This is a genomic window from Prevotella multiformis, assembly GCF_018127985.1.
Classification (GTDB): Bacteria; Bacteroidota; Bacteroidia; order Bacteroidales; family Bacteroidaceae; genus Prevotella; species Prevotella multiformis.
The window spans coordinates 266,379-290,919 of record NZ_CP072357.1 but is presented as its reverse complement, the minus strand read 5'-3'; the positions used below and the strand labels follow the sequence as shown (position 1 = coordinate 290,919).

The window sequence follows — 24,541 nt, the reverse complement described above, 5'->3', positions numbered from 1 at the left end:
TCATACGCAACAGCTCTTTTCCATCTGTACGCATATCCGTTGATAAGCCCGCCGGCCGTCACCGTTTTCCAGACGGATCACACCGCAGTAAACAAAGCCGAGGCGGGAAAGGGCAGCCTGCATAGGCCGGTTGTCGGCATGAGTGTCGACACGGATGGAGGAGGTGAAGGCGGAACAGTAGCTGACGATGTCTGCCATGACGCCATGGACTCCTTCTGCCGAAGCCACACGATGGATGACATGATAAGGTCGGTCGTCAAGCCAGCTGCCACCCTCTATATGAGAATAGGTAGGATCGGGACCGGGAAGGAAAGCGAACGTGGCGACAGGAAGACCGTCTTCATACAACAGGTAAGAGCCGCCCCGCGCGATGTCCTCTGCGATCTTCTCCACCGGCGGATATGCGGGCGGCCACTGGTGAGGATTGCCGGCAGCAATCATCTTCGCCCTGCCCTGCTGTATGAGCCGCATCACAAGTGGAAGATCATCCTTCACAGCTCTGCGGACAGTACGGCCGGCGGGCAGTTTCACAGCACTTTCTTTTGTCATAAGGATTCCTCTTTAATCTGGTTGCAATGCAAAAGTACAAAGAAATATCTAACATTAAGTCCCAATAATGCTTAAATATCATACAAAAAGTCAGAAGCAGGGAAGCGGACGAAAGGAAAAGTATGAAAAATAGTATGCGAAATAATTGCGAATGATAAAATTAATGTGTATTTTTGCCCACAGAATCGAATACTAATTTCTAAAAACCTATAACAATGGAAAATAACCTTTTCAAGCATTCAGCCAACAGACTGGAAGCACACTTGGGCAAAGACGCACACAAGTTTACGAAGGAGGACATCAAACAGGTTGTCAGCGACCTGAACATCCGGATGGTCAACTTCATGTATCCTGCCGGTGACGGACGGCTGAAGACCTTGAACTTCATGCTGCACACACCGGAATATCTGGAGACCATCCTTACCAACGGTGAACGCGTCGACGGGTCTTCCCTCTTCAGTTTCATCGCCGCAGCCAGCAGCGACCTTTATGTCATGCCGCGTTTCTCGACGGCATTCGTTGATCCGTTCTCTGAGATTCCTACGCTCTGTATGCTCTGTTCGTTCTTCGACCGTGACGGCAATCCGCTGGCATCTTCCCCGGAATATACGCTTCACAAGGCCATGGCTGCCTTCAGGAAGGTGACAGGCATGGAATTCCATGCCATGGGCGAACTGGAATACTATGTTATCCGCGACGACGAGGGCGTTTTCCCTGCCGACGACCAGCACGGCTACCACGAGAGTTCTCCCTTTGCTAAAAGCAATGACTTCCGTATGCGTGCCATGCAGCTGATTGCCGAGTGCGGCGGCAAGATCAAGTACGGACATTCCGAGGTGGGCAACTTCGTTGAGAACGGTCGCTGCTACGAGCAGAACGAAATCGAGTTCCTACCTGTTGCTGCTAACGAGTGTGCAGAACAGCTGCTCCTTGCCAAGTGGATCATCCGCAGCTTGGGCTATGAAGAGGGACTTGATGTTACTTTCGCACCGAAGATTACCGTGGGCAAAGCCGGTTCGGGTATGCACATCCACATGCGTATCATGAAGGACGGAAAGAACATGATGCTCGACCATGGAAAGCTGTCTGTTGATGCTCGCCGTGCCATCGCCGGTATGATGGATCTGGCAGAGAGCATCACGGCTTTCGGCAACAAGAATCCGACCTCTTACTTCCGTCTCGTTCCACACCAGGAGGCTCCGACAAATGTCTGCTGGGGCATGAGCAACCGTTCGGTACTGGTGCGTGTGCCACTGGGCTGGACTTCCGGCGAGGATATGTGCCACAAGGCAAATGAGACAGAACCGCTCACAGCACGCGACTACTCAGGCAAGCAGACCGTAGAGATGCGGTCGCCGGATGCTTCGGCAGACATCTACCAGCTTCTGGCCGGTCTTTGTGTTGCCTGCCGCCATGGCTTCGAGATGGCGAATGCAGAGGCTGAAGCCGAGCGTACCTTTGCTGACGGCGACATCCACGACCCGAAGAATGCCGAGCGTTACGCCACACTGGCCCAGCTGCCTGACAGCTGTGCTGCGTCAGCCGACTGTCTGGAGCGTCAGCGCAAGGTCTACGAGGAGTACGACGTCTTCTCTCCGGCCATGATCGACGGCATCATCAAGCAGCTCCGTGCCTTCAACGACCGCACACTGCGTCAGGAAATCGAAGGCAAGGAGATGATGATGGAGCAGCTCGTCCGCCAGTACTTCCATTGCGGATAAACTCAGAAAGACAAGTCCTATCCTTTATAACGAATCCCAGGCAACAGAAGCGTTGCCTGGGATTTTTCTTTCACCTCCTCCTTATTCCCTTATCCCCTTATTCATTAGACATAATGTACCGATAAAGCTCCCGTATGTAGATAGGTTCTCTAAATAAATTAATGTTTGAAGTTGGCATACACTTTGCGTTCTTAACAAAAAGGCTTATACGGATTAAAGTTTATTGAGAAATTATGAGTTTACAGGAAATCTTAAACCACAGAAGAGCTGTCAGGCATTTCGACCCGGACAAACCGCTCGACAATGCGGTTGTAAAGAGGTGTATAGAACAGGCCACCTTAGCTCCGACAAGTTCTAATATGCAGCTTTGGGAAGCTTATCATGTCACGGACAGGAATGTATTGGAGAAATTGTCTCATGCCTGTCTGGACCAGCTGACAGCACGTTCGGCACAGCAGACAGTCGTCTTCGTCACCCGACAGGACCAATACAGGCAGCACGCACAGGCGGTACTTGCATTTGAGAAGGACAATGTCAGAAGCAACAGTCCGGCCGGAAAGCAGGAGAAACGCATCAGGAAGCAGGAACTGTATTATACGAAGCTGATCCCCTTTGTCTATTCGCGCTTCTTCGGTCTGCTGGGACTTTTCCGCAAGGCCCTGGCACAGTCCATAGGTCTGTTCCGTCCCATAATGCGGCAGGTGAGCGAAGGAGACATACGTGTCAGCGTACACAAGAGCTGTGCCCTGGCTGCCCAGACTTTCATGCTGGCAATGAGTGAGGCCGGATATGATACGTGTCCGCTTGAAGGGTTTGACAGCCGGCTGGTGAAAAAGGCTCTGCATCCGCCTTATGATACGGAAATCAACATGGTCATTACCTGTGGTGTCCGTATGCCGGACGGTGTCTGGGGCGAACGTTACCGCCGTCCATTTGAAGAAACTTACCATACGGTTTAGGCTTCAGGCCCTGTCTGCCTTTATAAAGGGGGAGAGAAGTTTTTATCCGCATCCGTCATACCTTTCAGAGAAAAAACGTATCTTTGCAGATAATCTGAACAAGACACAATGGATAAGGACTTAAAAGACTTGAGAATCGCTGTCGCCGGGACCGGCTATGTCGGTCTCAGCATTGCCACGTTATTAAGCCAGCACCATCGGGTGGTGGCTGTTGACGTGATAAAGGAAAAGATCGACCTGATCAACAGCCGCCGTTCCCCAATCCAAGACGACTATATCGAACAGTATCTGGCCGAAAAGGAACTGAACCTCACGGCGACGTTGGACGCTGAGGCGGCCTACAGGAATGCCGACTTCGTCGTCATTGCCACACCGACGAACTATGACCCGGTAAAGAACTACTTTGACACACGTCATGTCGAGGAGGTCATTGAGGTGGTAATGAAGGTGAATCCAGAGGCTGTCATGGTGATCAAGTCGACAATCCCTGTAGGCTATACAGAGAACATCCGGGCTAAATATAAATGCGACAACATCCTCTTTGCACCAGAGTTTTTGCGTGAGAGCAAGGCACTCTACGACAACCTTTACCCCAGCCGTATCATCGTCGGCCGTCCGGACGGCGACGAGCGACTCGACCGTGCGGCGCATCTCTTTGCCCGATTGTTACAAGAAGGAGCCGTCAGGCAGGACATCCCTACCCTCTTCATGGGACTTACCGAAGCAGAAGCCGTAAAGCTCTTTGCTAATACCTACCTGGCCTTGCGTGTAAGTTACTTCAACGAACTGGACACATACGCCGAGGTGAAGGGACTTGACACTTCGAATATCATCCAAGGTGTCTGCCTTGATCCACGTATCGGATCTTTCTATAACAACCCATCATTTGGCTATGGCGGATATTGCCTGCCGAAAGATACGAAGCAGCTGCTTGCCAATTATGCGGACGTCCCCGAGAATCTTATCCAGGCGATTGTGGAAAGCAACCGCACACGCAAGGATTTCATTGCCGACCAGGTGCTGCACACAGCAGGCTATTATGACTATTATGACCGGGGCGACTATAACCCAGATGAAGAGAAGGAATGTATCATCGGCGTCTACCGCCTGACAATGAAGTCGAACAGTGACAACTTCCGCCAGAGTTCCATTCAAGGAGTGATGAAGCGTATCAAGGCCAAGGGAGCACAGGTCATCATCTATGAGCCGACACTCGAAGACGGTGCCACTTTCTTCGGCAGCCTTGTCGTCAACGACCTTCCCGCCTTCAAGCAGCGTTGCCATGCCATCATCGCCAACCGCTACGATAAATGCCTTGACGATGTGAAAGAGAAAGTATATACAAGAGATATATTCAGACGGGATTAATACTCCTTTCATCCATAAAAGAACGGGCACTGAATGAGTACTCATTTGGTGCTTTTTCATTTTTCTTTTTGTATATGGTACCAAGTGAGCAGCCATTTGGTGCTTTTTTATGGAGGAAAGTCTTAAACGCTAAAAGGGCTTGTTTCACAACAAGCCCATTTATAATACAAAAACATTATGAAATAATTTATTTCGCGAACAAGATTATCATTTAATAATTATGGCTTATGTCGCACGCTTACAAGTACGACACTTGCGTTCACAGTACCGCTCGCACTGCACACGTATATCATAGCCCAGCATCGCACCGAGGATGAAGTCCTCCTCCGGCGATAGCTGATTGAGAGGTTTCGTCACCATCAGCCGGATGGCGTCCAGACATTCCTGACGGCCGAAGAAGAGATTCATGCGGTCGTGCCCCACCGGCTGGATAAGGTAAGGGATGTTCTGATGTTCGAGCCGGAGCGTAGCGAATGATTCGTACTTCTTGTTGCAAGTGTACAGAACCATCTGCCGCACACCTTTCTGGTACTCGTAGATGTGATTCATCAACACTTTCATGTCGGCGGTCATCATATCTGTCATCATAGTGATCCCTCCCGGATATGGTTAGAATATAAGACGGTTCTCCCGGCTGCGGCTTACAATGCCGGCTTGATGGTCTCCAGCCATGCATCGATGCGGCCCTCGGTCTTGTCGTCCTCGTTTACATCGTCCAATGCCAGCCCTACGAACTTCCCGTCTACCACAGCCTCGCTGTCGTCGAAGGCATATCCGTCCGTTGACACGCCCGGGAGGATGTTCGCCCCCTGTGCAGCATCGTAGAGTTCCTTCATGCCGCCGCAGAATGTATCTGAATAGCTTTCAGCATCGCCACAGCCGAAAATCGCCACGGTCTTGCCGGAGAGATCAGCACCTTTCAGTACGTTGACACCATCATACCAGTCGTCCTGCAGTTCACCTGCACCCCATGTGGAAGTACCGAGAAGCAGGTTGTCATTCTCTGCGATGGTATCTGCCGAGAAGTCTGCAACGTTAATGGCCTCAACGCCGAACTTCTCGGCGATGGTGTTTGCAATGCTTTCACATGTACCGGTTGATGAACCGTAAACAACAATTGTCTTCTTCATATTTCTGTTACTGATTTAATATTCTTGTTTGTTTATTTTTTACGTTTGCAAAGATACGATGAAAAAACATTACCTGCAATACCTAAAAATGATGGTTTATGGAAAATACCTACTTTTAGGGAGCGGAAATCACCGTTTTACGAACTTCCTGCCATTCCAGATGTAGATTCCCTTGGGGAGATCTTCCATGGAAGTGCCCACGCACCGGCCATCCAGAAGATAAATGCGCGCGTCTTCCTGTCTTCTTTTTCCATGATCGTCGACCTCCCTGATGCCCGCTGCCTTTCTACGCAGCACTTCCTGCAAGCCGGCCTTGACGTCAATCTGCCCATACCCGTAGAGGTTGTTCGGATAGGCAAGCGACGTGTCATAATGCGTGCAGGTCTTCGAGAAGATGTCCAGACAGTCGGCAGGGGTCAGCCGGGGATCAGCCTGCAGCCACAGTGCGATGGCACCCGTCACGACCGGCGCCGCCATGGACGTACCGGCATCGGCATTCCATGCGTAGGTGCGTCCGTTGTAATCGAAGTGGCGCACGTCGCTCTGCACAGGGCCGTTTATGTTCTTCGGATTGCTGATGAAGAAAGTGCTGTAAGAAGAGATGATGTTCTGTCCCGGTGCCATGACATCGGGCTTCGTGCGGCCGTCCAGCGTGGGACCCATGGCGGAGAAGGGTGTCCGCACACCGTGCTGGCCATTATCATATACCTTCCGTTCGCCGAGATAATTGACGAAACTGGTGCGGTAGCCAGTCGCACCGACACAGATTACGTCGGGCGAACTGGCCGGCGAAAAGACCGTACGGCTGCAGTCTCCCGCATCAAGTCCCGGGTCGAACGCGTGAGGGAACAGATAGCCCGACGTGCGATAGAGCTCCACGTCAGCCTCCCTGCCCACCACCTGGAGAGACACGCACGGACTGTCGCCTATGCCGGAGGCGCTGCTCAGCAGAAGGTCGTAGGCGGTCTCGCCGGCACCATAACAGCTGGGATATGCCAGCACCTGCCATACATACTTCTTGCCGTCTATCACCGCCGAGTCGGCAAGGAGCGAGTCGCGGGCCGCACAGACATCCGCCGTAGAGACCTCCAGCACCAAAGGGGAGTCCGCCTTATTATATAAGGTCAGCCGGAATGCAAAAGGTTTCCCGGACTTTGCCGTGCAGCCTACCCTGTTCGGGTTGCCCTTGACAAATGCCCCGGCACGCTCCTGTCCTGCCGGCTTATGTATGTAGGTGTTCCGTGCGCCGTCGTTCCCGGCAGACGAGACGATGATGTGCCCGGGACCTGTCATGGCGGAAAGCAGCTGGTAATACAGCTGGTCGTCGCCATGGAAGTCCTGGTGGCTGCCTTCGCTGAAGTTGATGACACAAGGCTGGTGATGGCGGTCGGCATAATCGAAGATGTACTTGAAACCGAGCGCATCCGTGGCGTAGGTGTACTTGTAGTAGTCCTTCGGATCGATCAGCGAGGCATTGTCCGCCGCATTGTCGACCAGCACCAGGTCGGCATCGCAGGCCATGCCACGATAAGGCGAAACCAACCCGTTGCCCTCCGCTCCGCCGCCGGCCGCAATCCCCGCCGTATGCGTGCCGTGTGTCTGCGTCTCGCCGTCAACGGCATGACCGATTCCGAGCAAGGCCTCCTGCCCGACGTAATCCCGCCCGACGTAAAGGCTTGAACCCAGTGTGTCACGCGACAGCTGATCCCACATTGCCTTGATGCGGTAACGGCTCATGTCCGTAGAATAGAAGTTGGGATGCGTCAGGTCGAAACCAATGTCCTGCACGCCTACGACGACCCCGCGTCCCGTATAAGCCGCGGACAGTCCGTCCCCGGCATGGACAGGCTCTGCATTGACCACTAAACGTGTGGTATCCATCTGCACGCTGCACCGGCCGCCTGTCTCGATGCGGCTCACCTGCCGGCTGCAGGACAGCCGTCCGAGCACATCCAGCGGGATGGCGGCAATGCTGATGTCCCCCACCCGGGCCAGTTCCTTACAGCCGTATCGGCGCAGCACTTCCGCCGCATTGCCGTCGATGCGCACGAAAGCCGTCAGCAGCCTTTCATCCCCCTGCCCCCGGGTGAGCTGCCGGACGGCGAGTGCGGAGGCCATCGCCTCACGTACAAAGGGCGACATCTTCTCATAGCGGGGACGCTGTGCGCTGATCCCGGGTGTCATGGAAAGGAACAGGAAAAAATACAGGATTCGTCTCATTTGCATTTGTATATATCGTTTTTTTAGACAGATTCATCCGTGCCCGTCTTTCCTCTGAACGACAGCCAACCACACAGGCTTCTCCCCTGCGGTCGTCGGTCCGTCGGAAAGTCTGCTGCAAAGGAACAAAAAATAAATGAACCCTGCAAGTAAAACGCCCCCACCGGCAAACCGAAAACATTGAACTACACGGGAGCCGGATTCCCAGGCGTTGGGAACAGGACTCCCAGACGTTGGGAACAGGATTCCCAACGCATTGGGAACAGGATTCCCGGGCGTCGGGAACAACCGTCCCAGGACTCAGGGGCATTTGCTTAATGCAGTCTAATGTCTGGGGGTGACTGTTTTCCGTTTTACTTTCAAACTTGGTTGACGGCTGAAGGCATCAGCGGAGACAGCACCGCAGACACGAAAAAGGCTACAGACCGGCAGCCCGGTCCGTAGCCTTGATATGTTTTTGTATAAAGTCCCGCTTCTGCAAGGAACAGGGAGCAGCCTGGTTACTTGTTCAGGCCGCGGTTGTTCAGCGTGACGTTGAGAAGCTTGACGTACTCACGATACTGGCGGTTGTTCAGAATATAGTGCATATAAGAAAGATCCTTCTTGATGGCCTCGTTCACCTTCGCCTCACGCTCGGAGCTGTCGGCAACAGAAGCGTTCATCATCTCGGTGGCAAATGTACGGTTGATGTCCTCAACGGCGTCGATCTGGTCCTGGTTAAGATTCAGGGCACGGCTCAGGGCATATGTGCTCACATTGAACTTATATGCGTTGGCGTTTGCAGCGTTGTTGTCGTTCTCACCGGCTGCGAAAGCCATTGTCATGCTCATTACTGCTACTACTGTCAATACAATCTTCTTCATAATCATTTTCCTTTCTTAATCATGATGAGCAACCCGATGGGGAAACTCGTTGTTATCCTAATTAACTGTAACTTTTATCTCTTTTTCGCTTGCAAAGTTACAAGATAATCAGGTTCTGACATAACTTTCCGTCACTTTTCATCCGTTTTCTCTTATATTTTTGACACACGTCAAGACGTTTGATTTATATCAGCAGGCCGTATCCGACTTCCTCTTACGGGACGTATGCAGAAGAACCCGGAAAAAGAAAACGATCAGCACGCACCCTTTTCTCACTTTAAATCCTTACCTTTGCAGAAGACAAACGACCAAGGCAGGTCCTGAAAATTGCCTCGGAGGGATTTCAGCCTTTCAGTCGGGCAGATTCAGCTTTCTCCTTGAAAGAGCATGGCAGATCATGCACCTGGAAGAGGAAGCGGAAAATGCCGCATGACAGCAGCACGGAAAGGGTGGACGATGTCCCCATCGAAGACAGGCCAACGTGGAATTTTCAGAACATACCTTAACATTAAACAAGCAATAATGGAGAATAACACACACCGGCTCATCGTAGTCAGCTACGAGCTATACAGTGTAGAAAACGGTCAGGAACACTTCATCGAGAAGACAGAGGAACAGAAACCCATGCAGTTCTATACTGCCTGCGAAATGGCACTGCCGGCTTTCGAGCAGGAAATCGTGAAATACGGAAAGGATACCGACTTTGAATTTTCGCTCACCAAGGAGCAGGCCTACGGCGAACACGATGCGAAGAGCGTACTGGCTCTCGACAAGGAGACCTTCTCCCATGATGGCGTGTTCGATTCAAAGAACATTTACAAGGATGCCGTCGTACCGCTGCAGAACGAGCAGGGACATCGCTTCCTGGGCAAGGTGCTGGAGGTCTCGGACGACAAGGTGACCATCGACCTCAATCATCCTCTCGCCGGGAAAGACCTTCAGTTCCGCGGGCACGTCATCGAGAACCGCCCGGCAAGTGATGCGGAAATCAAGGGCTTCTTCGAGCAGATGAGCCAGCATCACTGCGGGGGCTGCGGAGGAGACTGCAACTGTGGAGGCGAGGGAGGCTGCAAGGACGAGGGAGGCTGCAAAGGCAATTGCAGCTGCCACTGACCCCCTTAATCCTCTCTCATGCCCCGCCTCTCCGCCGGAAGCCCCGGAGGGGAGACACCCCTGTCACACAGCCCACTCTTATGAACACATTCGGAAAACTCTTCACACTGACCACCTTCGGCGAGAGCCATGGCGCAGCCGTGGGCGGTGTCGTCGACGGGATGCCGGCCGGTATCCCCGTCGATACCGCCTTCATCCAGCATGAGCTGGACCGTCGCCGGCCGGGGCAGAGCCGTATCACGACAGACCGCAGGGAAGCAGACCGGGTGGAGCTGCTGAGCGGCGTGTTCGAGGGGAAGTCTACCGGTGCACCGATCGGATTCCTCGTCCGCAACACGAACCAGCATTCAAAGGACTACGACGACATCCGCAACCTCTTCCGTCCCTCCCACGCCGACTATACCTATTACAGCAAGTACGGCATCCGCGACCACCGAGGGGGCGGACGTGCCTCTGCACGCATCACGCTGTCCCGGGTAGTGGCAGGTGCTCTGGCCAAACTTGTACTGCGGCAGCTGGACATCAGCATCACAGCCTACACCTCACAGGTCGGCGACATACAGCTCGACAGAGACTGCCGCCGGTACGACCTCAGCCGCATCGAATCGAACCCCGTCCGCTGCCCCGACCCCGGGAAAGCCAAGGAGATGGAAGCACTCATTGCACAGGTAAAACAGGAGGGTGATACCATCGGCGGTGTCGTCACCTGTGTCGTCAAAGGCTGTCCTGCTGGGCTGGGCGAACCGGAATCGGGGAAACTGCATGCACTGCTGGGCGCCGCCATGCTCAGCATCAACGCCGCAAAGGGATTTGAATACGGCGAGGGCTTTGCCGGCGCGGCATGGCGGGGAAGCCAGCAGAACGACATCTTCCTGCCAGCCAAAGAAAAACCTCAAACCTCAAACCTCAAACCTCAAACCTCAAACCTCAAACTCCAGACCAACCACAGCGGCGGCATACAAGGAGGGATCAGCAACGGCGAGGACATCTACTTCCGCGTGGCCTTCAAGCCTGTCGCAACGCTGCTCATGGCACAGCAGACCGTAGACAAGGCGGGGCATCCGGTCACAATGAACGTGCGCGGCCGGCACGATCCCTGCGTACTGCCCCGTGCCGTCCCCGTCGTCGAGGCGATGGCCGCCATGACGATACTTGACGCACTGCTGATAAGCAGGACAAACAGACTTTAGACAGAAAAGGAACAATACATACGGGCATACTGCCGCCATGAACCTGACACTTCAGGCATATTACCGTCGGGGAAAAGAAAAACAGCCGGATGACTGTCCAGGTCACCCGGCTGTTTTCTCCTATGGGACAGGCGCTGAAATCCACCTTATTACAGCATTCTCCCTTGATACCGAAGGCACCGCAAGGACATCACCTGGCAGATTCTTTCCTGCGCAACAAAGCGGAGATGCTCCCTGTTTCCGGACGGTTCAGTCCAAGGCCTTTATAAACGCCTTCAGCGCCGACCCGCCGTCAAGCGACGGAGCATAGGCCTCAAGGATGTTCAGACGTGCATTGCCGCCCCTGCGCTTCAAGTCTTCTGCGGTGTTCAGCACACAGATGTCCCCTGCCAGACCGCAGACATCAATCTGTTCTATCCCCAAGGCACGGACCAGCCGGCTTATCACATCCGCCGAACTTTCGTTCTGCATGATGGAATACTCATCCTTCTGGATGCTGTCGCCCTTATACAGCAAGGTGAAACCGCCCTTCGACTCGTTGAGCGCAGCCAATAACGGTTCCCATATCGCTGCACCGGCAGAATGCTGCACACAATGACGGGGCCACTGCCCACCCTCTTCGGCAAAAGAGCAGTGATGATAAGGGTGCCAGTCGGACGTGACGATCTTCACGGCATATTCATCACCATGTGCCTTTACATACTCTGCGAGTGCATCCATTGCCCCGGCGGCACCTTTCACGGGAAGTGAACCACTGATAAAGTCAACCTGCGGGTCGACGATCAATAACATCTTCTTCATTCAATGTAATCTTTTTACTATAAAGAAATATCCTGGAAAATCCACGCCGGCATACCGGTACGGAAAGCCCGTCAGCCTCTGGTGTCCTCCTGCCTCTATGCGGCCTCTTCAGCTACCTCCTCCGGCAGTAAAGTCAGCCATACCCTCGCCGGGAAGAAAGCCGGGACTTGTCCGCTGAAGAAGCTGAAGACATCAAGGGGGAGTTCTACAGGCATTGCCGTCACCTTTTACGAACTCATGCAAGACAGTTGATGATTTCCGTGACGGATTTGCAACCATGACGATCAAGCCAGTCACTGATGCCGTCACGCACCTTGATTGTCACCCGGGGATCAAGGAAATTTGCCGTCCCTATCTGGACCGCCGTCGCCCCTGCCATGAGGAACTCGATGGCGTCTTCGGCCGTAGAAATCCCTCCTAACCCGATGACGGGAATCTTGACAGCCCTTGCCACATCGTTGACCATACGGACAGCAACAGGCTTTACAGCAGGGCCGCTCAATCCGCCGGTGCGGATGCTCAGCTTCGGACGACGGTGCTCAATGTCAATCGCCATGCCCATGAGGGTATTGATCAGGGATACGGAATCGGCTCCCTCGTCTTCACAGGCACGTGCTATGCCGGCTATGTCCGTGACATTTGGCGACAGCTTCACAATCAAGGTCTTGTGATAGCGTGCCCGTACAGCCTTCACGATGGAGGCCGCTCCGGCACAGGTCACCCCGAAAGCCATTCCTCCCTCCTTGACATTCGGACAGGAAATATTCACCTCAATGGCAGGAATCCCGTCCAGCACATCAAGCCGCCCGGCCGTCTCCGCATACGACTCCGGGGAGTCTCCGCTCACGTTGACGATCATATTGGTGTCAATATCCTTTATCTCGGGATAGATGTGTCCGATGAAATAATCCACCCCCTTGTTCTGCAAACCCACACAATTTAGCATCCCCTGAGGAGTCTCTGCCATACGTGGATAGTCGTTTCCCTCACGTGGCTTCAGCGTCGTACCCTTGACGATGATGCCCCCGATCTGGTCCAACGGCACGAAGTCGGCGAACTCAAGGCCATAACCGAAAGTACCGCTGGCCGTCATCACGGGGTTCTTCAAGCGCAAATCATTTATCTTTACATTCAAATCAGCCATGCAATAATCATTTTATTTTACATATCTAAGATTATAGATGTCTCTTCAGACGAACTTCCTTTACCTTCTGCGGCGTATGCGCCATGAGAACCGGACTCCTGCCGATGCCGCCCCTTACTTTCCCCACAACAGGCGGCGGGTATCGAAAACGGGACCCTCCTTACAGACACAGAGATTCCCTTCCGTGGTTTTCTCCACACAGCATAGACAGGCGCCGACACCGCAGGCCATCATATTCTCCAATGAGGCCTCACAGGGAATGGAGGCCTTCCGGGCATAATGGGCAACGGCCATCATCATGGGCTTGGGACCGCATGTAGAGATATGGTCGAAGTGTTCTGACACGAGGACGGAATGATTCGTGACAAATCCCTTTTCACCGGCAGAGCCGTCTTCGGTAGTTATACATACCCTTCCATACGCTTTGAAAAGTTCTACCTCAGCCAGATCAGCCGCCGTACGTGCGCCCAGCAGAAAGACGGGATCACCCCCCGCCTCCCTGATCTGCTTGCCATAATAGAGCAATGGAGCCACGCCGACGCCTCCGCCGACCAGCAGAACCCGCTCGCCGGGACGGCGTACAGGAGTAAAACTGTTGCCCAGTGGGAGCACACAGTTCAGTATGTCTCCCGAATGCAGGCGCGCGAGCGCACGTGTACCCTCTCCTATGGCAGCGACAAGCAGCCACAGTTCATTGCGTTCACAATCAAGGAAATTAATGGAGATCGGACGGCGAAGAAAGGTAGAGGGAGAGCCGTCCACCCTCACCTCCACGAACTGACCCGGAAGCATCTCGGGAAAGGGCCTGTCATCTGTCAGTTTAATGAGGACATTCCTTTCATTGATGCGTTCCACAGAAGACACCTTCAGATCGAGGACATACTTCTTCATCTTTATCTTGCTTTTAATCATTATGCAAACATTGCCTGCGAAGACAGACGGCCGCCTGCGTTCATTCCGCCGGTACAGCCACCTGGTGAATAGTGGCCGCCCAATGCGAAGAAGGGGCGGATTCCCTATCTGCCGAGTGCAGCCTTTTCATGCAAAAACAATGCAGACGAGAGCAGAAGGAAACTTGCTTACGGTCTGCCGAGTGCAGCTTATTTTATGCAAACTTACATAAAAATCCCGAATTATCCATCATCTGGACATAGAAAACCACTTTTTCTTTCAGTGAAGTACAGATAGTGAAGTACCGATGGCAACATGATCAGACTTATTGGAGGCTTCCATGAATGGACAGCCGCAACCTCTACTCTGATGCCCCGGAGAAAGAGGAGGCTGGTCCGCCTCCGGGTGCAGCTGCTCCCGACTTTTCTCTACCTGCCGGACGGGAAAGTCTGACAGACCACGGTACAAGACAGAAGCCGAATACTACAACGGGAGCTCTCCGAAAGGACCTACACAACTGATTACAGGATATTACTACTCCTATTCTCTTTGTCTGGAACCATTTCTGTTGTACCTTTGCCTCCGAAAGACCATGCGGTAGCTACCAGCTGTCAGACTAACAATGGCGGGAAAAAATACGGTCCGAGGGCTACTTCTTCGGAACAAAACTCTCCCATGTCCGATTAGATCGGGATATTGAAAACGGCAACATGTCCGAGGACTACTTCTTCGGAACAAAACTCTCCCATGTCTGGTCATCAAAAAAGATGCGGATCTCCGTGATCCGACGCTGTGGTTTGTCAATATATTTCACTTCCGTTCGTGTCGGATTTTTGAACATAGGATCAGCAGAGGTTACCGCGGCCGTTCCGCCTTCTTGATGTGAGTGGGAAGTAGGGGACGTGAAATGAAGTGAACCTTCAGAACTGTCCGGACGCTCTTTCTTCACGCCGCCAGCCGGAGCGTCCGGCTCAGCGACCTGATCCTTAAACATGGGACCTTGCCCATAAACAAGCCAGTCGAGATTGATCCTGGTAAACTTGCTCCTGATGGCTTCCACCGTATTCAGGGTAGGCTTGGTCCTTCCCGTGAAGATGCTACTGAGAGAGGCCGATGAGATGCCGATGAAATCTGCAAAGGTCTGCTGGGTCATGTGCTGACTTTCCATGAGCTGTCTGATTCTATCTTTCATAACCGAATTCTATTGTCCATAACCAAATAGTGACGTTTGAAAGCTTTCCTGACGCTTTTCTAACGACTTTACAAAGATAAATATAATAATTCAAGTATCAAAATAATGCGGGAGGAAATCTATTTTTCCATATTAAGATTTTGATATTCACATTTCAACACCTATGGATAGAGAACATTGTGCATTCGCATACACATTTACAAATCACAATTCACACCAATGAAAACGATAAAACATAAAAATGAGCAAAAAATACTAATCTACTGGGTTTTAGAAAATTTATGGATGATATGTGAATGTAAATTCTCGAATATGCAGTTAAGGGAGTATATATCATCCATAAACCAACTGTTTTTTATAGAGAATGTCATTATAAAACTGATTTACAGAAGTATAGATAGGAAATAAGTGGGATGAATATTTATTCGTTCAAATCTTCAAATCCAAATATATTCTTTTAGAAAAACAAATATCAGCAAGGGTGCGCATGTTTTCACTTTGTATATTTTAAATTATAAATTTACATTCACAAACATCAGTATGCTGTCTATAAATAAGAATCCGACATTTCAAAATTATAAAATTTGTGAACGGTAAATCTTGTTTTATGACATAATCCCATTTTCTGCATGTTTAGCGTATTTACAGACAGGTGCGTAGATTCCCGGAAATATGCGAAAAATGAGGGGGAGAAAACAAGCTAACTGCCCTATCAGTCAGCATAAAACACAAGAAAAGCACCCCTTATTGGATGCTCATTCTAACTCAAAAAACACATGATTTTAAATAAAAAAGGGAATTTTGAGCCACCAAAAAGCTTCAAAATTCCCTTTCTTTCCTAATGAAGAATAAAGAAAATAAGTTCTTTCATCAAATCTCCTGCACCTGTATTGGGATTATCCAGCCCTTTGCTCTTGCCGTCAATCTCCCGAAGTTTGGAAATTATGCTCATCGTTTTACGTGCGGAATAGTTTTTCAAGCCTGTGATATAGTCTCTCGCTCCCCAAGAATTACGTAAATCCAATGCACCTGCAATGTCCTGATCTGTGTTCCGGCGAGGAGCATAGTGTACAATCATCAGGTTCTGGAAATAGGAAAAGAGCAAAGGGAGGAATGAATAAAGAGAACCAGCCTTAGGATTGCTGTCAAAATATTTCACAATCTGATTGGCCTTGAAACAGTCCTTCTGGACAATGGCATTTCTGAGCTCAAACGCATTGAAATCTTTACTTACCCCGACTTCCCTCTCCACCACCTCCGGTGTCACACGGAGACGGTCTGCCGGAAGTGAAATGAGCACCTTGTCGAGTTCGGAGGTGAGACGGCCGAGATCGGATCCGATATGGTCGGCTATCATCTGACACGCCTTGGGGTCAATGCTGACGTTCTTCAGCTTCAGATAAGTCTGGATAAAATCCGGCAGTTGATAGTCCCGCAGTTTCTTGCTCTCGAAAACGACTCCCACAACCTGAGCCAGCCCTACTGCTTTCTTGCGGGCATCAATTTTCCCGTTTTTATGACACCACACCAGGATGGTTGATTTTACAGGATTTTTGAGATACTTCTCCAGAGGTTCCAAAGAACGGATATTCTGTGCTTCCTTGACAATGATCACCTGGTACTCGGCCATCATAGGATAGCGCCGTGCCATATCAGCTATCTGCACGGCTGTACTGTCCGACCCGAAACAAATGGTCTGATTGAAGTCACGTTCTTCTGGGCGAAGCGCATGCTCTGCAATATAATCGGAAATCTGATCGATGTAATAGGATTCGTCTCCCATCAACATATAGACGGGAGCAAACTTCCTGCTTTTCAGATCTCGCATGATGTGCTGAAATGTGGTTCCTTGCTTTGCTGGCATTTACTTTTTTATTAACTTTGCATAGAAGGCAGACTGTTACCCTCAAAAGGCTTCCCTGCCGTGAACGGAGAGAAGTCCATCAGGGGAGAATGTCCTGAGGGCGTGTCGGCACAGCCTTCTTGTGCAAAGTTAATAGAAAAGAAATAGAATACAAAATTTTCGTTTGACTTTCGCCCGGACGCTTTACACCTTATTATATTATATATAAATAGAAAGAACCGCTTTGGAAATGATGCGACTTAACCTACCTCCTTACCCTGCCAGGGTGAAAGAGGCTGACGGACGGAGACAGATCTTCGACATACTGCGCAGAAAATACGTGGCACTCACTCCAGAAGAATGGGTACGCCAGCATTTCATTCATTATCTGATCGGCTATAAAGGCTATCCCGCAGCCCTGCTTGCCAACGAAGTCCCGCTGCAAGTCGGAGAAAAGAGAGTACGTGCAGACAGCGTACTGTACGACAGACAGCTTCGGCCGAGGCTTATCATCGAGTACAAGGCACCTACCATAGCTCTGACCCAAAAGGTCTTTGACCAAATAACGGTGTATAACCTCCTGCTCCATGTAGATTATCTCATCGTTTCGAACGGATTGGAAACCTATATCTGCAAGATGGACTATACAAACCACACGTATCGATTTTTGGAGATGATACCAGACTATAAAAATATCAACAATTTATAGACAAAGGATCTTGCATATACTGGTAATTTTATTTACAATATAATCCCTTGATCTTTTGGCATCATCTTTGCGCATTACAAGGAATATGGCATCAGACTGTGCTGAACGATAATTAAAAAGAGAAAATATGGCAATTGGGAAATGGATTGGCGGCGCCCTGGGCTGGATTCTTGGTGGAGGAGTCCTGGGAGCTGTAGCGGGCTTCTGCATAGGAACAATGCTTGACGAAGCCATCGAAGACAAGAAACACAAAGGACCGGATGATGATGCCGGAAACGGAGGACAAAGCTATTATGAACAAAGAACATTTGGAGGCAGACGGCCTTTCGAGGAAGACCGGAACTCCTTTTTGTTCTCCATGCTCGTCCTCTCCTCCTACATCATAAAAGCGGACGGTCGGATCATGCACTCTGAAATGGAGTTCGTACGGCAGTTTCTCCGTCACAACTTCGGACCGCAGGCGGTAAACCAGGGAGAGGACATCCTGCTGAAGCTGTTCGAACTGCAAAGGCAGCAAGGCCCTTATCAATTCAAAGAAACCATCCGTAAAAGCTGCATCGAAATCAGTTTCCACATGAACATCAGTCAGCGGCTGCAGCTGCTCAACTACCTTGTCATCATCGCCAAAGTAGACGGCATTGTCAGTCCGGAAGAAGTGACAGCACTGAAGGAAGTCGCCCACTATCTCGGTCTTTCCGCACAGGACGTAGAGTCCATGCTCAATCTGGAGAATGGCGCAAAAGACAGCAGCAACATCGAGGAAGCCTACAAGGTGCTGGGGATATCTCCGTCGGCCACGGATGAGGAGGTGAAGGCTGCCTACCGCAAGATGGCACTGAAGCATCATCCCGACCGTGTGTCTGCTCTTGGCGAGGATGTGCGCAAGGCCGCAGAAAAGAAGTTCCAGGAAATCAATGATGCCAAAGAGAGAATCTTCAAGGCAAGAGGACTGTAAAGGAGGACGAAGTCTGTACGGACAAGGAAGGAACCGATTGACGGACTAAAGGCAGACTGACCATCAGGCGAACCGGCTGACAGGTGAAGCGGCAAGTTGACAAGTAGACAAGCAGACAAGTCGATGGCCGGCAACCGTCCGGATAACAAAAGACCGGTTAACAGACATCTTACCCATAAACACCAGCTAATCAATCCGGCAATATACAGAAGCCGTGAATTGGCAAGTCAATGGTAGATCCCGGATGAATTTAGAACCAATAAGTCTGACAGCTGACTACGAAAAAACATCGGGACTCCGGACTTTAAGCTGTATGTGAACTTTGAGAAATATAATCTTGAAAAATAAATTATGACAACAAGACTAAGTATAAAGACCACCGAGGGGGATATCATCATCCGCCTCTATGATGAGACACCCGGACATCGTGACAACTTCTTGAGATTAGCGAAAGAAGGCTACTTCAACGGCACCCTTTTCCACCGGGTCATAGAGGACTTCATGATACAAGGCGGAGACCCGGACAGCAAGAATGCGCCGAAGGGGAAGATGCTGGGCACGGGCGGACCGGACTATACCCTTCCGGCAGAGTTCGTCTACCCTCGTTATTTCCACAAACGAGGCGCATTGAGTGCAGCCCGGACAGGCGACGACGTGAACCCAGACCGTGAAAGCAGTGGCAGCCAGTTCTATATTGTATGGGGCAAGACCTACAAACCTGCCGAACTGAAGCAGATAGAACGACAGATGGAACTGCAACAAGAGCAGGAGATCTTCAATCAGCTGGCTAAACAACATCATGAGCAGATCATGGATCTGAGACGCAATCGCAACCGTGCAGGTCTGCAGGAATTACAGGACAACCTGATTGAAGAGACCAAGAAATTATGCAGACAAAACGGGAAGCCCGCCTTCACTTCCGAGCAGACCGAGGCCTACACGACCCTTGGCGGAACGCCCTTCCTTGACAACCAGTACACGGTCTTCGGCGAGGTTGAGGAAGGGCTCGATGTCGTGGAACGTATACAGCATTGCCCGACCGATCGCAACGACCGCCCGATAGAAGACATAAAAATCGAAAACATCACCCTGCTGTGAGACACAAACGGACAGCAGGACAACCGTTAAAAGAGGATGTGTCAAAATGCAAATACCATTTTGATCATCTTACAGTTTGAAACAATTCATTAAAAATGACCATTTCTGCACTCGATTTTGAGTAAAGAAATGGTTTTTTCTTTGCTTTTAGGAAAGACCTGCTTATAGTTTGAAAGTTGTCAAGTCATTAATCTGCATTTTGACACACCCTCTTTTTCGGTTCTTCCGGAATTTGGAGTGATAAAGTAAACTTACTACATAATAGGCACACAGAGAAGCGGAGAAAGCAGAGGAAAACTATCACGGAGTTGCCGATGGCATAGAAGAGCGAAAGAGAGGTGCGTTTTTGGGGGATAAACGCTATTCAAAAATTTCACAAAAATGCTCTGATAAAGCCCTCAGATAACCTTCCAAGCACCGACGGTGCCTTCACTATAGGATTACCTCCATCCACTCCCTGCCTCTGTGTGATATTTCATCCAAATTATAAACACACTAGACAAACCCCATCACTCCAAATTCATGAATATCCTCTTTTTCATTTCATCCAATGCGCAAGACAGACAATAGGGCCATCTTGTGCTGTGACCGCAGTAAAGCCTGCTTTGCTCCCGACCTTCCAAACAGCCCATGCCCCCACTTAGGACTCACCTTACCTGATATTCCACAAAGCGCTGTTAACAATACCTGCCTGTCATTAATTTCTTTCGGTGAAGTACCACAATAGTTCCCAGCCTTTTCTCGCACATATTCTGCCGACTCTTGCAAAGGGCTTCCGTCTATAATCTCCTCTGACATAACAGATTCCGCCAATGGAAAACAGGATGAAAGAACAGGGCCGGCTTCCCCATTGGAGGCTGTACAAGAGGGGACAGGGCTAAACCGTATTGAGGATTATACAAGAAAAGATAAAGGTGGCAGGGCCGACATCTCCATGGAAGTCTGGACAAGGAAGGACTGGACTAAATCTTATTGAGAGATGTACAAGAAAAGAACAGGGCTAACAAATTCCACAGGAAGCCCTGCAAGAAAGAGACAATCCTCTGGACACCAGATGTAAAGATACCTGCACCTGATGTCCAGAGGATTGTCTCTTTTCATTTTACAAGGCCGGGAGGTGCGGTCGCTCCGTAGAGAAACGGCGGTTTCTTTTCTCCTGTCACCCGTTTCATCTATTCTGTCGGAGTCTCCCCTTCCGTCAGACCGTATGATGGAGAAGAGGTTTACTCTCCTTCTTCTTCCTTCTTCTTGCGTGTCGTCCTGCGCTTCTTCGGTTTCTCTTCTGCAGGCTTGTCCACCTTCACACCCGCCAGTTCCGGATCGATAAGGATACGCCCGCAGTACTCGCAGACGATAATCTTCTTGTGCATCCTCACGTCCAACTGCCTCTGGGGCGGAATCTTGTTGAAGCAGCCGCCACAGGCATCCCGCTGCACATAGACGATTCCCAGTCCGTTGCGTGCTCCGCGACGGATACGTTTGAAACTGCGAAGCAATCCCGGTTCGATCCTCGTCTCCAGTTCTGCCGCCTTTTCTTTCAGCATCCCTTCCTCCTCACGGGTCTCCTGCATGATTTCATCCAGCTCGTTCCGTTTCTCTTCCAAAGCATGCTGGCGGTCTTCGAGCAGTGCACGGTTGGCGTCCTGGTCCCTCTGCTTCTCTTCGACTTTCAACTGGGCTTCCTTGATTTTCTTGTTGCAAAGCTCTATCTCCAGAGTCTGGAACTCGATTTCCTTGGTCAGCGTGTCATACTCGCGGTTGTTCGCCACCGTATCCAGCTGTTTATTGTAGCGTTCCAGACTTGCCTGCGCCTCCAGAATGTCACTTTTCTTCTGGGTAATCGCAGTCTGATACTCTTTGATATCCTGGTCTATTTTCTCGATACGTGTGTGCAGCCCTTCCAGCTCATCCTCCAGGTCGCGCACCTCGAGCGGCAACTCACCCCGCAGCGCACGCTTCTCGTCGATTCCCGACAATGTTGTCTGCAACTGGAAAAGATTCTTCAGCTTCTCTTCTACTGGTAACTCTTTTGGATCTTTCTTTGCCATAGTTCCTTGTATTAATTCAAAATTCAATGTTCATAAAATGCGATTCGCCATCTGGCGTCTAGAGCCCGGGCTTCTGGTCACCATGTCGCTTGGACTGCACCCTCTTCACCGGACGCTGTCGCACCCAAAGTCTCCTGCGTGTAAAGACCCGTCTCCGACAGCCTCTCCGAAACGATCCGGGAGAAGTCGGCATCACGGTCTGAGACACAGCCCCCGAATACGACGACAGACAGCCGGGACACCCCTCTGTCCACTAAAAGTAAACGATCGGATTCGTATTTATCTCCGACAGGCAGCATTCCACACCCGGACAGTCCCGGCGGATGACATCACGCAGCACCTCAGCCGTGTACTGCTCGCTCTGATAGTGCCCGATGGCACAAAGCTGGATCTCCTGCTCATGTCCGAAGAACTCATGATAGCCCATTTCCCCCGTAACGAAAGCATCGGCACCGGCGGCCACGGCATCGTGCAGGAGGAATGAACCTGACCCTCCACAAAGGGCAACCGACCGTATCTCACGCCGGAGCAGTTCGTTTGCCTGAACGCACTCCACGTCAAACCGCTCCTTCAGCAGCAGAATCAGGTCATCGGCAGCCAGCGGTGTCTCGAACTCGCCGATGACACCGTCTCCACCGGTCACCAGCTCTCCGGTCTGCGGATCCGCCGCCTGCCTGGCACGTCCCAGAAGACGGATGTTCCCAAGCCCTAACTTCTCTGCGATCTTGTAGTTCACGCCTCCCACGGCCGAATCCAGGTTCGTGTGCATGGCAACGATGACGACATCGTTCTTGACAGCCTTGAATACCGTACGCTGCACATAGTCCGCATCCGTAATCTGTGCCAGCTTGTGAAAGATGAGCGGATGATGCGCCACAATCAGGTTGCACCCTCGTCCGATGGCTTCGTCCACGACCTTTTCCGTCACGTCAAGACACAATAAAGCCCCTGATACTTCCGCCTCTGTCAATCCGACCTGCAGGCCGGCATTGTCATAGCTCTCCTGCAAGGGCAAAGGCGCGAATCGTTCAAGGGCATCAATCACTTCCTTTATTTTCACGCTACGCATAAGTTTCAGACTGCAAAGATAAGAAAAATATCCGGTTCCGCAAATCTTTGCAGGCGGTTTTTCTTCCGCCTCCCATCAAGGCTAGGAAGGCAAGAAGCCCCGAGGGAATCCGTCACTCCTGGATAATCAGGTAGCGTGACACGTTCCAGAACCTATCCGCATCGGTAATCGTCAGTGTCGTTGTCCCATCCTCGTTCTCCGTAAGTGTATAGCTTGTCTCCGGGTTCGCCGACAGCACCTTCGGGGTACGCGAGTTGATTGTCAGCGTCTTCAGCTCCTTACGGTCAGCTTTCGTGAAATTCTCTTCGATGATATGATTGCCGTCGATCTTCTTCGAGAACAGACTGGTCTTCAACAGGCCTTTCTCCTTCAACGTCTGTTTCCGTGCAATGATGTAATACACCTCCGGCGAAGGCTCTTCCTGCCTCTCCAGAATCTGTCTTGCCTTGAGCCTGATGTTCTCCCGTTCCAGCTCCGACAGCCTCAGCCTGTCATACAGCACATCCATATTGATGTCCCGGTTCATGACAGCATATCTTAGCTGCTCTACGCTTATGTCTTTCCGCTTCGCCATCACCTGGAGAGAGGCCACGCGCTCGCCTTTTTCCTGCAGCTGCGCCGAAAGGAAGTCCAGCACCTTGTACAGTTTCTCCATTGCAGCACGTTCTCCGGCCGTGCCCTCCGGCTTCTTTGACCTCTCTTTTTGTATCCGGGCGATCTGCCGCTGTTTTTCGCCCAGCAATGCCCCAAGGGTATTGATCTGCTGGATTATCTTCGTACGTTTATTCGTGTGCTCGACGGTCTTGCAGAGCAATGCTTCCTGCGAATAGATAAGGTCAAGATTGGCTGATATGTCGTCAATGGATGCCGTAAGCTGGCTTATCGCCTCCGACTCTCTCGATGGAGGAGTGACATTGATGCGCTGCCGGACGGGAGTAGGACGCTTCTCCTCCACACAAGACGTGACCGTGACAATACCTGCAAGTAAAATTAGAGATGTGAAATTATTGCGGTTCATCTTTAACAAATATCGAATATTCCTGCAAAGATACGTCATTTATCCGAAGATTCCGACTGATACGTCTTAAAAATCCTAATAAAAGGATAAATACACGTCACTCGGCCGCAAAATAGCGGAATCACCACCCGCACACTGGATGTTCAAACTATTTGCACAAAAGGGAAACAGACCGCAAATGGGGTAAAACAGAAAATCAGACAGACAGAAAAACACACGATGAATAGACAAACAGCACGCTTTACTACCGGAAACGGATTCCGTCAGATCTTCAAAAACATTTTTGAAAGATTTTCCCGCTTAGACGAGAAGATTCCGTTTCTTCTTGTTGAGAGAACAAGGAGACGGTACGGCTGAAAGAAAAAAGCGAATGCACTATAAAAATTCCCATCGTAGGGACTATACCTTTTGTTCCCAAGTCTATGGTTTGTCCGTTAAATGCGTGGATGCTTTCCGCATAGCTTTAACAGAGAAACCGAGGTGATTCATTCAACAAAAACATAGTCAAGACTGGCAGCTGTCTATCCTGTTGTCCTTCTCCGATACAAAGACCTTTTCATTTTAATACGTTGAAAACACAGACAAGATTTTGAAAAGTCATTACATAATTTCTAATAAATCATCTGCAAATATAAAAAACACATACAAAAGTCGAGTCCG

21 protein-coding genes are annotated in these 24,541 nt (G+C 50.8%); 8 read left to right on the top strand and 13 right to left on the bottom strand.

Annotated elements, in window-relative coordinates; genetic code table 11:
• Nucleotides 1-549, bottom strand: a complete 549-nt coding sequence (locus tag J4864_RS01095; RefSeq protein ID WP_211814298.1) for a GNAT family N-acetyltransferase — start codon at nt 547-549, stop codon at nt 1-3.
• 215 nt (nt 550-764) lie between these two features.
• On the opposite strand from J4864_RS01095, the gene J4864_RS01090 reads away from it, so the two are divergent.
• The 3 genes from J4864_RS01090 (at nt 765) to J4864_RS01080 (ending at nt 4,597) form a co-directional block, all read left to right on the top strand.
• Nucleotides 765-2,270 carry a glutamine synthetase family protein gene (locus J4864_RS01090; protein ID WP_007368307.1) on the top strand — a complete coding sequence of 502 codons (1,506 nt, stop codon included), beginning with the start codon at nt 765-767 and terminating at the stop codon, nt 2,268-2,270.
• A gap of 233 nt (nt 2,271-2,503) precedes the next feature.
• Complete coding sequence (locus J4864_RS01085; protein ID WP_211814297.1) at nt 2,504-3,229, top strand: nitroreductase family protein; 726 nt, start codon at nt 2,504-2,506, stop codon at nt 3,227-3,229.
• Between the two features lie 108 nt (nt 3,230-3,337).
• Nucleotides 3,338-4,597, top strand: coding sequence for a nucleotide sugar dehydrogenase (locus J4864_RS01080; RefSeq protein WP_211814296.1), 1,260 nt, complete (start codon nt 3,338-3,340; stop codon nt 4,595-4,597).
• Between the two features lie 225 nt (nt 4,598-4,822).
• On the opposite strand, the gene J4864_RS01075 is transcribed toward J4864_RS01080, so the two are convergent.
• The 4 genes from J4864_RS01075 to J4864_RS01060 form a co-directional block, all read right to left on the bottom strand.
• Nucleotides 4,823-5,182, bottom strand: a complete 360-nt coding sequence (locus J4864_RS01075; RefSeq protein WP_174256077.1) for a DUF2023 family protein — start codon at nt 5,180-5,182, stop codon at nt 4,823-4,825.
• 56 nt (nt 5,183-5,238) lie between these two features.
• A complete protein-coding gene (fldA, locus tag J4864_RS01070) occupies nt 5,239-5,727 on the bottom strand; it encodes a flavodoxin FldA (RefSeq protein WP_211814295.1) in 489 nt (162 codons plus the stop codon).
• 129 nt (nt 5,728-5,856) lie between these two features.
• The gene (locus J4864_RS01065) at nt 5,857-7,947 is read right to left on the bottom strand and encodes a S8 family serine peptidase (protein WP_211814294.1); all 2,091 of its coding nucleotides are present in this window, start codon (nt 7,945-7,947) and stop codon (nt 5,857-5,859) included.
• Nucleotides 7,948-8,447: 500 nt separating this feature from the next.
• Nucleotides 8,448-8,816 carry a hypothetical protein gene (locus J4864_RS01060; RefSeq protein WP_007368300.1) on the bottom strand — a complete coding sequence of 123 codons (369 nt, stop codon included), beginning with the start codon at nt 8,814-8,816 and terminating at the stop codon, nt 8,448-8,450.
• 516 nt (nt 8,817-9,332) lie between these two features.
• Between J4864_RS01060 and J4864_RS01055 the strand changes: the two genes are divergently transcribed.
• Nucleotides 9,333-9,923: an FKBP-type peptidyl-prolyl cis-trans isomerase gene (locus J4864_RS01055; RefSeq protein WP_211814293.1), complete on the top strand. Its 591-nt coding sequence runs from the start codon at nt 9,333-9,335 to the stop codon at nt 9,921-9,923.
• An 80-nt stretch (nt 9,924-10,003) separates the two neighbouring features.
• Nucleotides 10,004-11,113: a chorismate synthase gene (gene aroC, locus J4864_RS01050; RefSeq protein WP_007368297.1), complete on the top strand. Its 1,110-nt coding sequence runs from the start codon at nt 10,004-10,006 to the stop codon at nt 11,111-11,113.
• Between the two features lie 249 nt (nt 11,114-11,362).
• Here aroC and J4864_RS01045 read toward each other — a convergent pair whose 3' ends face one another.
• The 5 genes from J4864_RS01045 to holA all read right to left on the bottom strand — a co-directional run bounded on the left by J4864_RS01045 (nt 11,363) and on the right by holA (nt 17,005).
• Nucleotides 11,363-11,914 (bottom strand): isochorismatase family protein, encoded by a 552-nt coding sequence (locus tag J4864_RS01045; RefSeq protein ID WP_211814292.1) that lies wholly within the window; start codon nt 11,912-11,914, stop codon nt 11,363-11,365.
• Nucleotides 11,915-12,149: 235 nt separating this feature from the next.
• Nucleotides 12,150-13,058: a dihydroorotate dehydrogenase gene (locus tag J4864_RS01040; RefSeq protein WP_007368294.1), complete on the bottom strand. Its 909-nt coding sequence runs from the start codon at nt 13,056-13,058 to the stop codon at nt 12,150-12,152.
• A gap of 114 nt (nt 13,059-13,172) precedes the next feature.
• Complete coding sequence (locus J4864_RS01035; RefSeq protein ID WP_211814291.1) at nt 13,173-13,949, bottom strand: dihydroorotate dehydrogenase electron transfer subunit; 777 nt, start codon at nt 13,947-13,949, stop codon at nt 13,173-13,175.
• Between the two features lie 721 nt (nt 13,950-14,670).
• Entirely contained in the window at nt 14,671-15,141 is a 471-nt protein-coding gene (locus J4864_RS01030) for a helix-turn-helix domain-containing protein (protein WP_211814290.1), read from the bottom strand.
• 838 nt (nt 15,142-15,979) lie between these two features.
• The gene (gene holA, locus J4864_RS01025) at nt 15,980-17,005 is read right to left on the bottom strand and encodes a DNA polymerase III subunit delta (RefSeq protein ID WP_211814289.1); all 1,026 of its coding nucleotides are present in this window, start codon (nt 17,003-17,005) and stop codon (nt 15,980-15,982) included.
• Nucleotides 17,006-17,234: 229 nt separating this feature from the next.
• Between holA and J4864_RS01020 the strand changes: the two genes are divergently transcribed.
• From J4864_RS01020 to J4864_RS01010, 3 genes are all read left to right on the top strand, one after another.
• Nucleotides 17,235-17,693, top strand: a complete 459-nt coding sequence (locus tag J4864_RS01020; protein ID WP_211814288.1) for a type I restriction enzyme HsdR N-terminal domain-containing protein — start codon at nt 17,235-17,237, stop codon at nt 17,691-17,693.
• A gap of 127 nt (nt 17,694-17,820) precedes the next feature.
• Complete coding sequence (locus J4864_RS01015; protein WP_211814287.1) at nt 17,821-18,648, top strand: DnaJ domain-containing protein; 828 nt, start codon at nt 17,821-17,823, stop codon at nt 18,646-18,648.
• A 351-nt stretch (nt 18,649-18,999) separates the two neighbouring features.
• Nucleotides 19,000-19,746 (top strand): peptidylprolyl isomerase, encoded by a 747-nt coding sequence (locus J4864_RS01010; RefSeq protein WP_211814286.1) that lies wholly within the window; start codon nt 19,000-19,002, stop codon nt 19,744-19,746.
• Nucleotides 19,747-20,969: 1,223 nt separating this feature from the next.
• On the opposite strand, the gene J4864_RS01005 is transcribed toward J4864_RS01010, so the two are convergent.
• The 3 genes from J4864_RS01005 to J4864_RS00995 form a co-directional block, all read right to left on the bottom strand.
• Entirely contained in the window at nt 20,970-21,794 is an 825-nt protein-coding gene (locus J4864_RS01005) for a zinc ribbon domain-containing protein (RefSeq protein WP_211814285.1), read from the bottom strand.
• 253 nt (nt 21,795-22,047) lie between these two features.
• Complete coding sequence (locus J4864_RS01000) at nt 22,048-22,863, bottom strand: Nif3-like dinuclear metal center hexameric protein (protein ID WP_211814284.1); 816 nt, start codon at nt 22,861-22,863, stop codon at nt 22,048-22,050.
• Between the two features lie 112 nt (nt 22,864-22,975).
• The gene (locus J4864_RS00995; protein WP_246479414.1) at nt 22,976-23,881 is read right to left on the bottom strand and encodes a Cbp1 family collagen-binding glycoprotein adhesin; all 906 of its coding nucleotides are present in this window, start codon (nt 23,879-23,881) and stop codon (nt 22,976-22,978) included.
• Between the last annotated feature and the right edge of the window lie 660 nt (nt 23,882-24,541).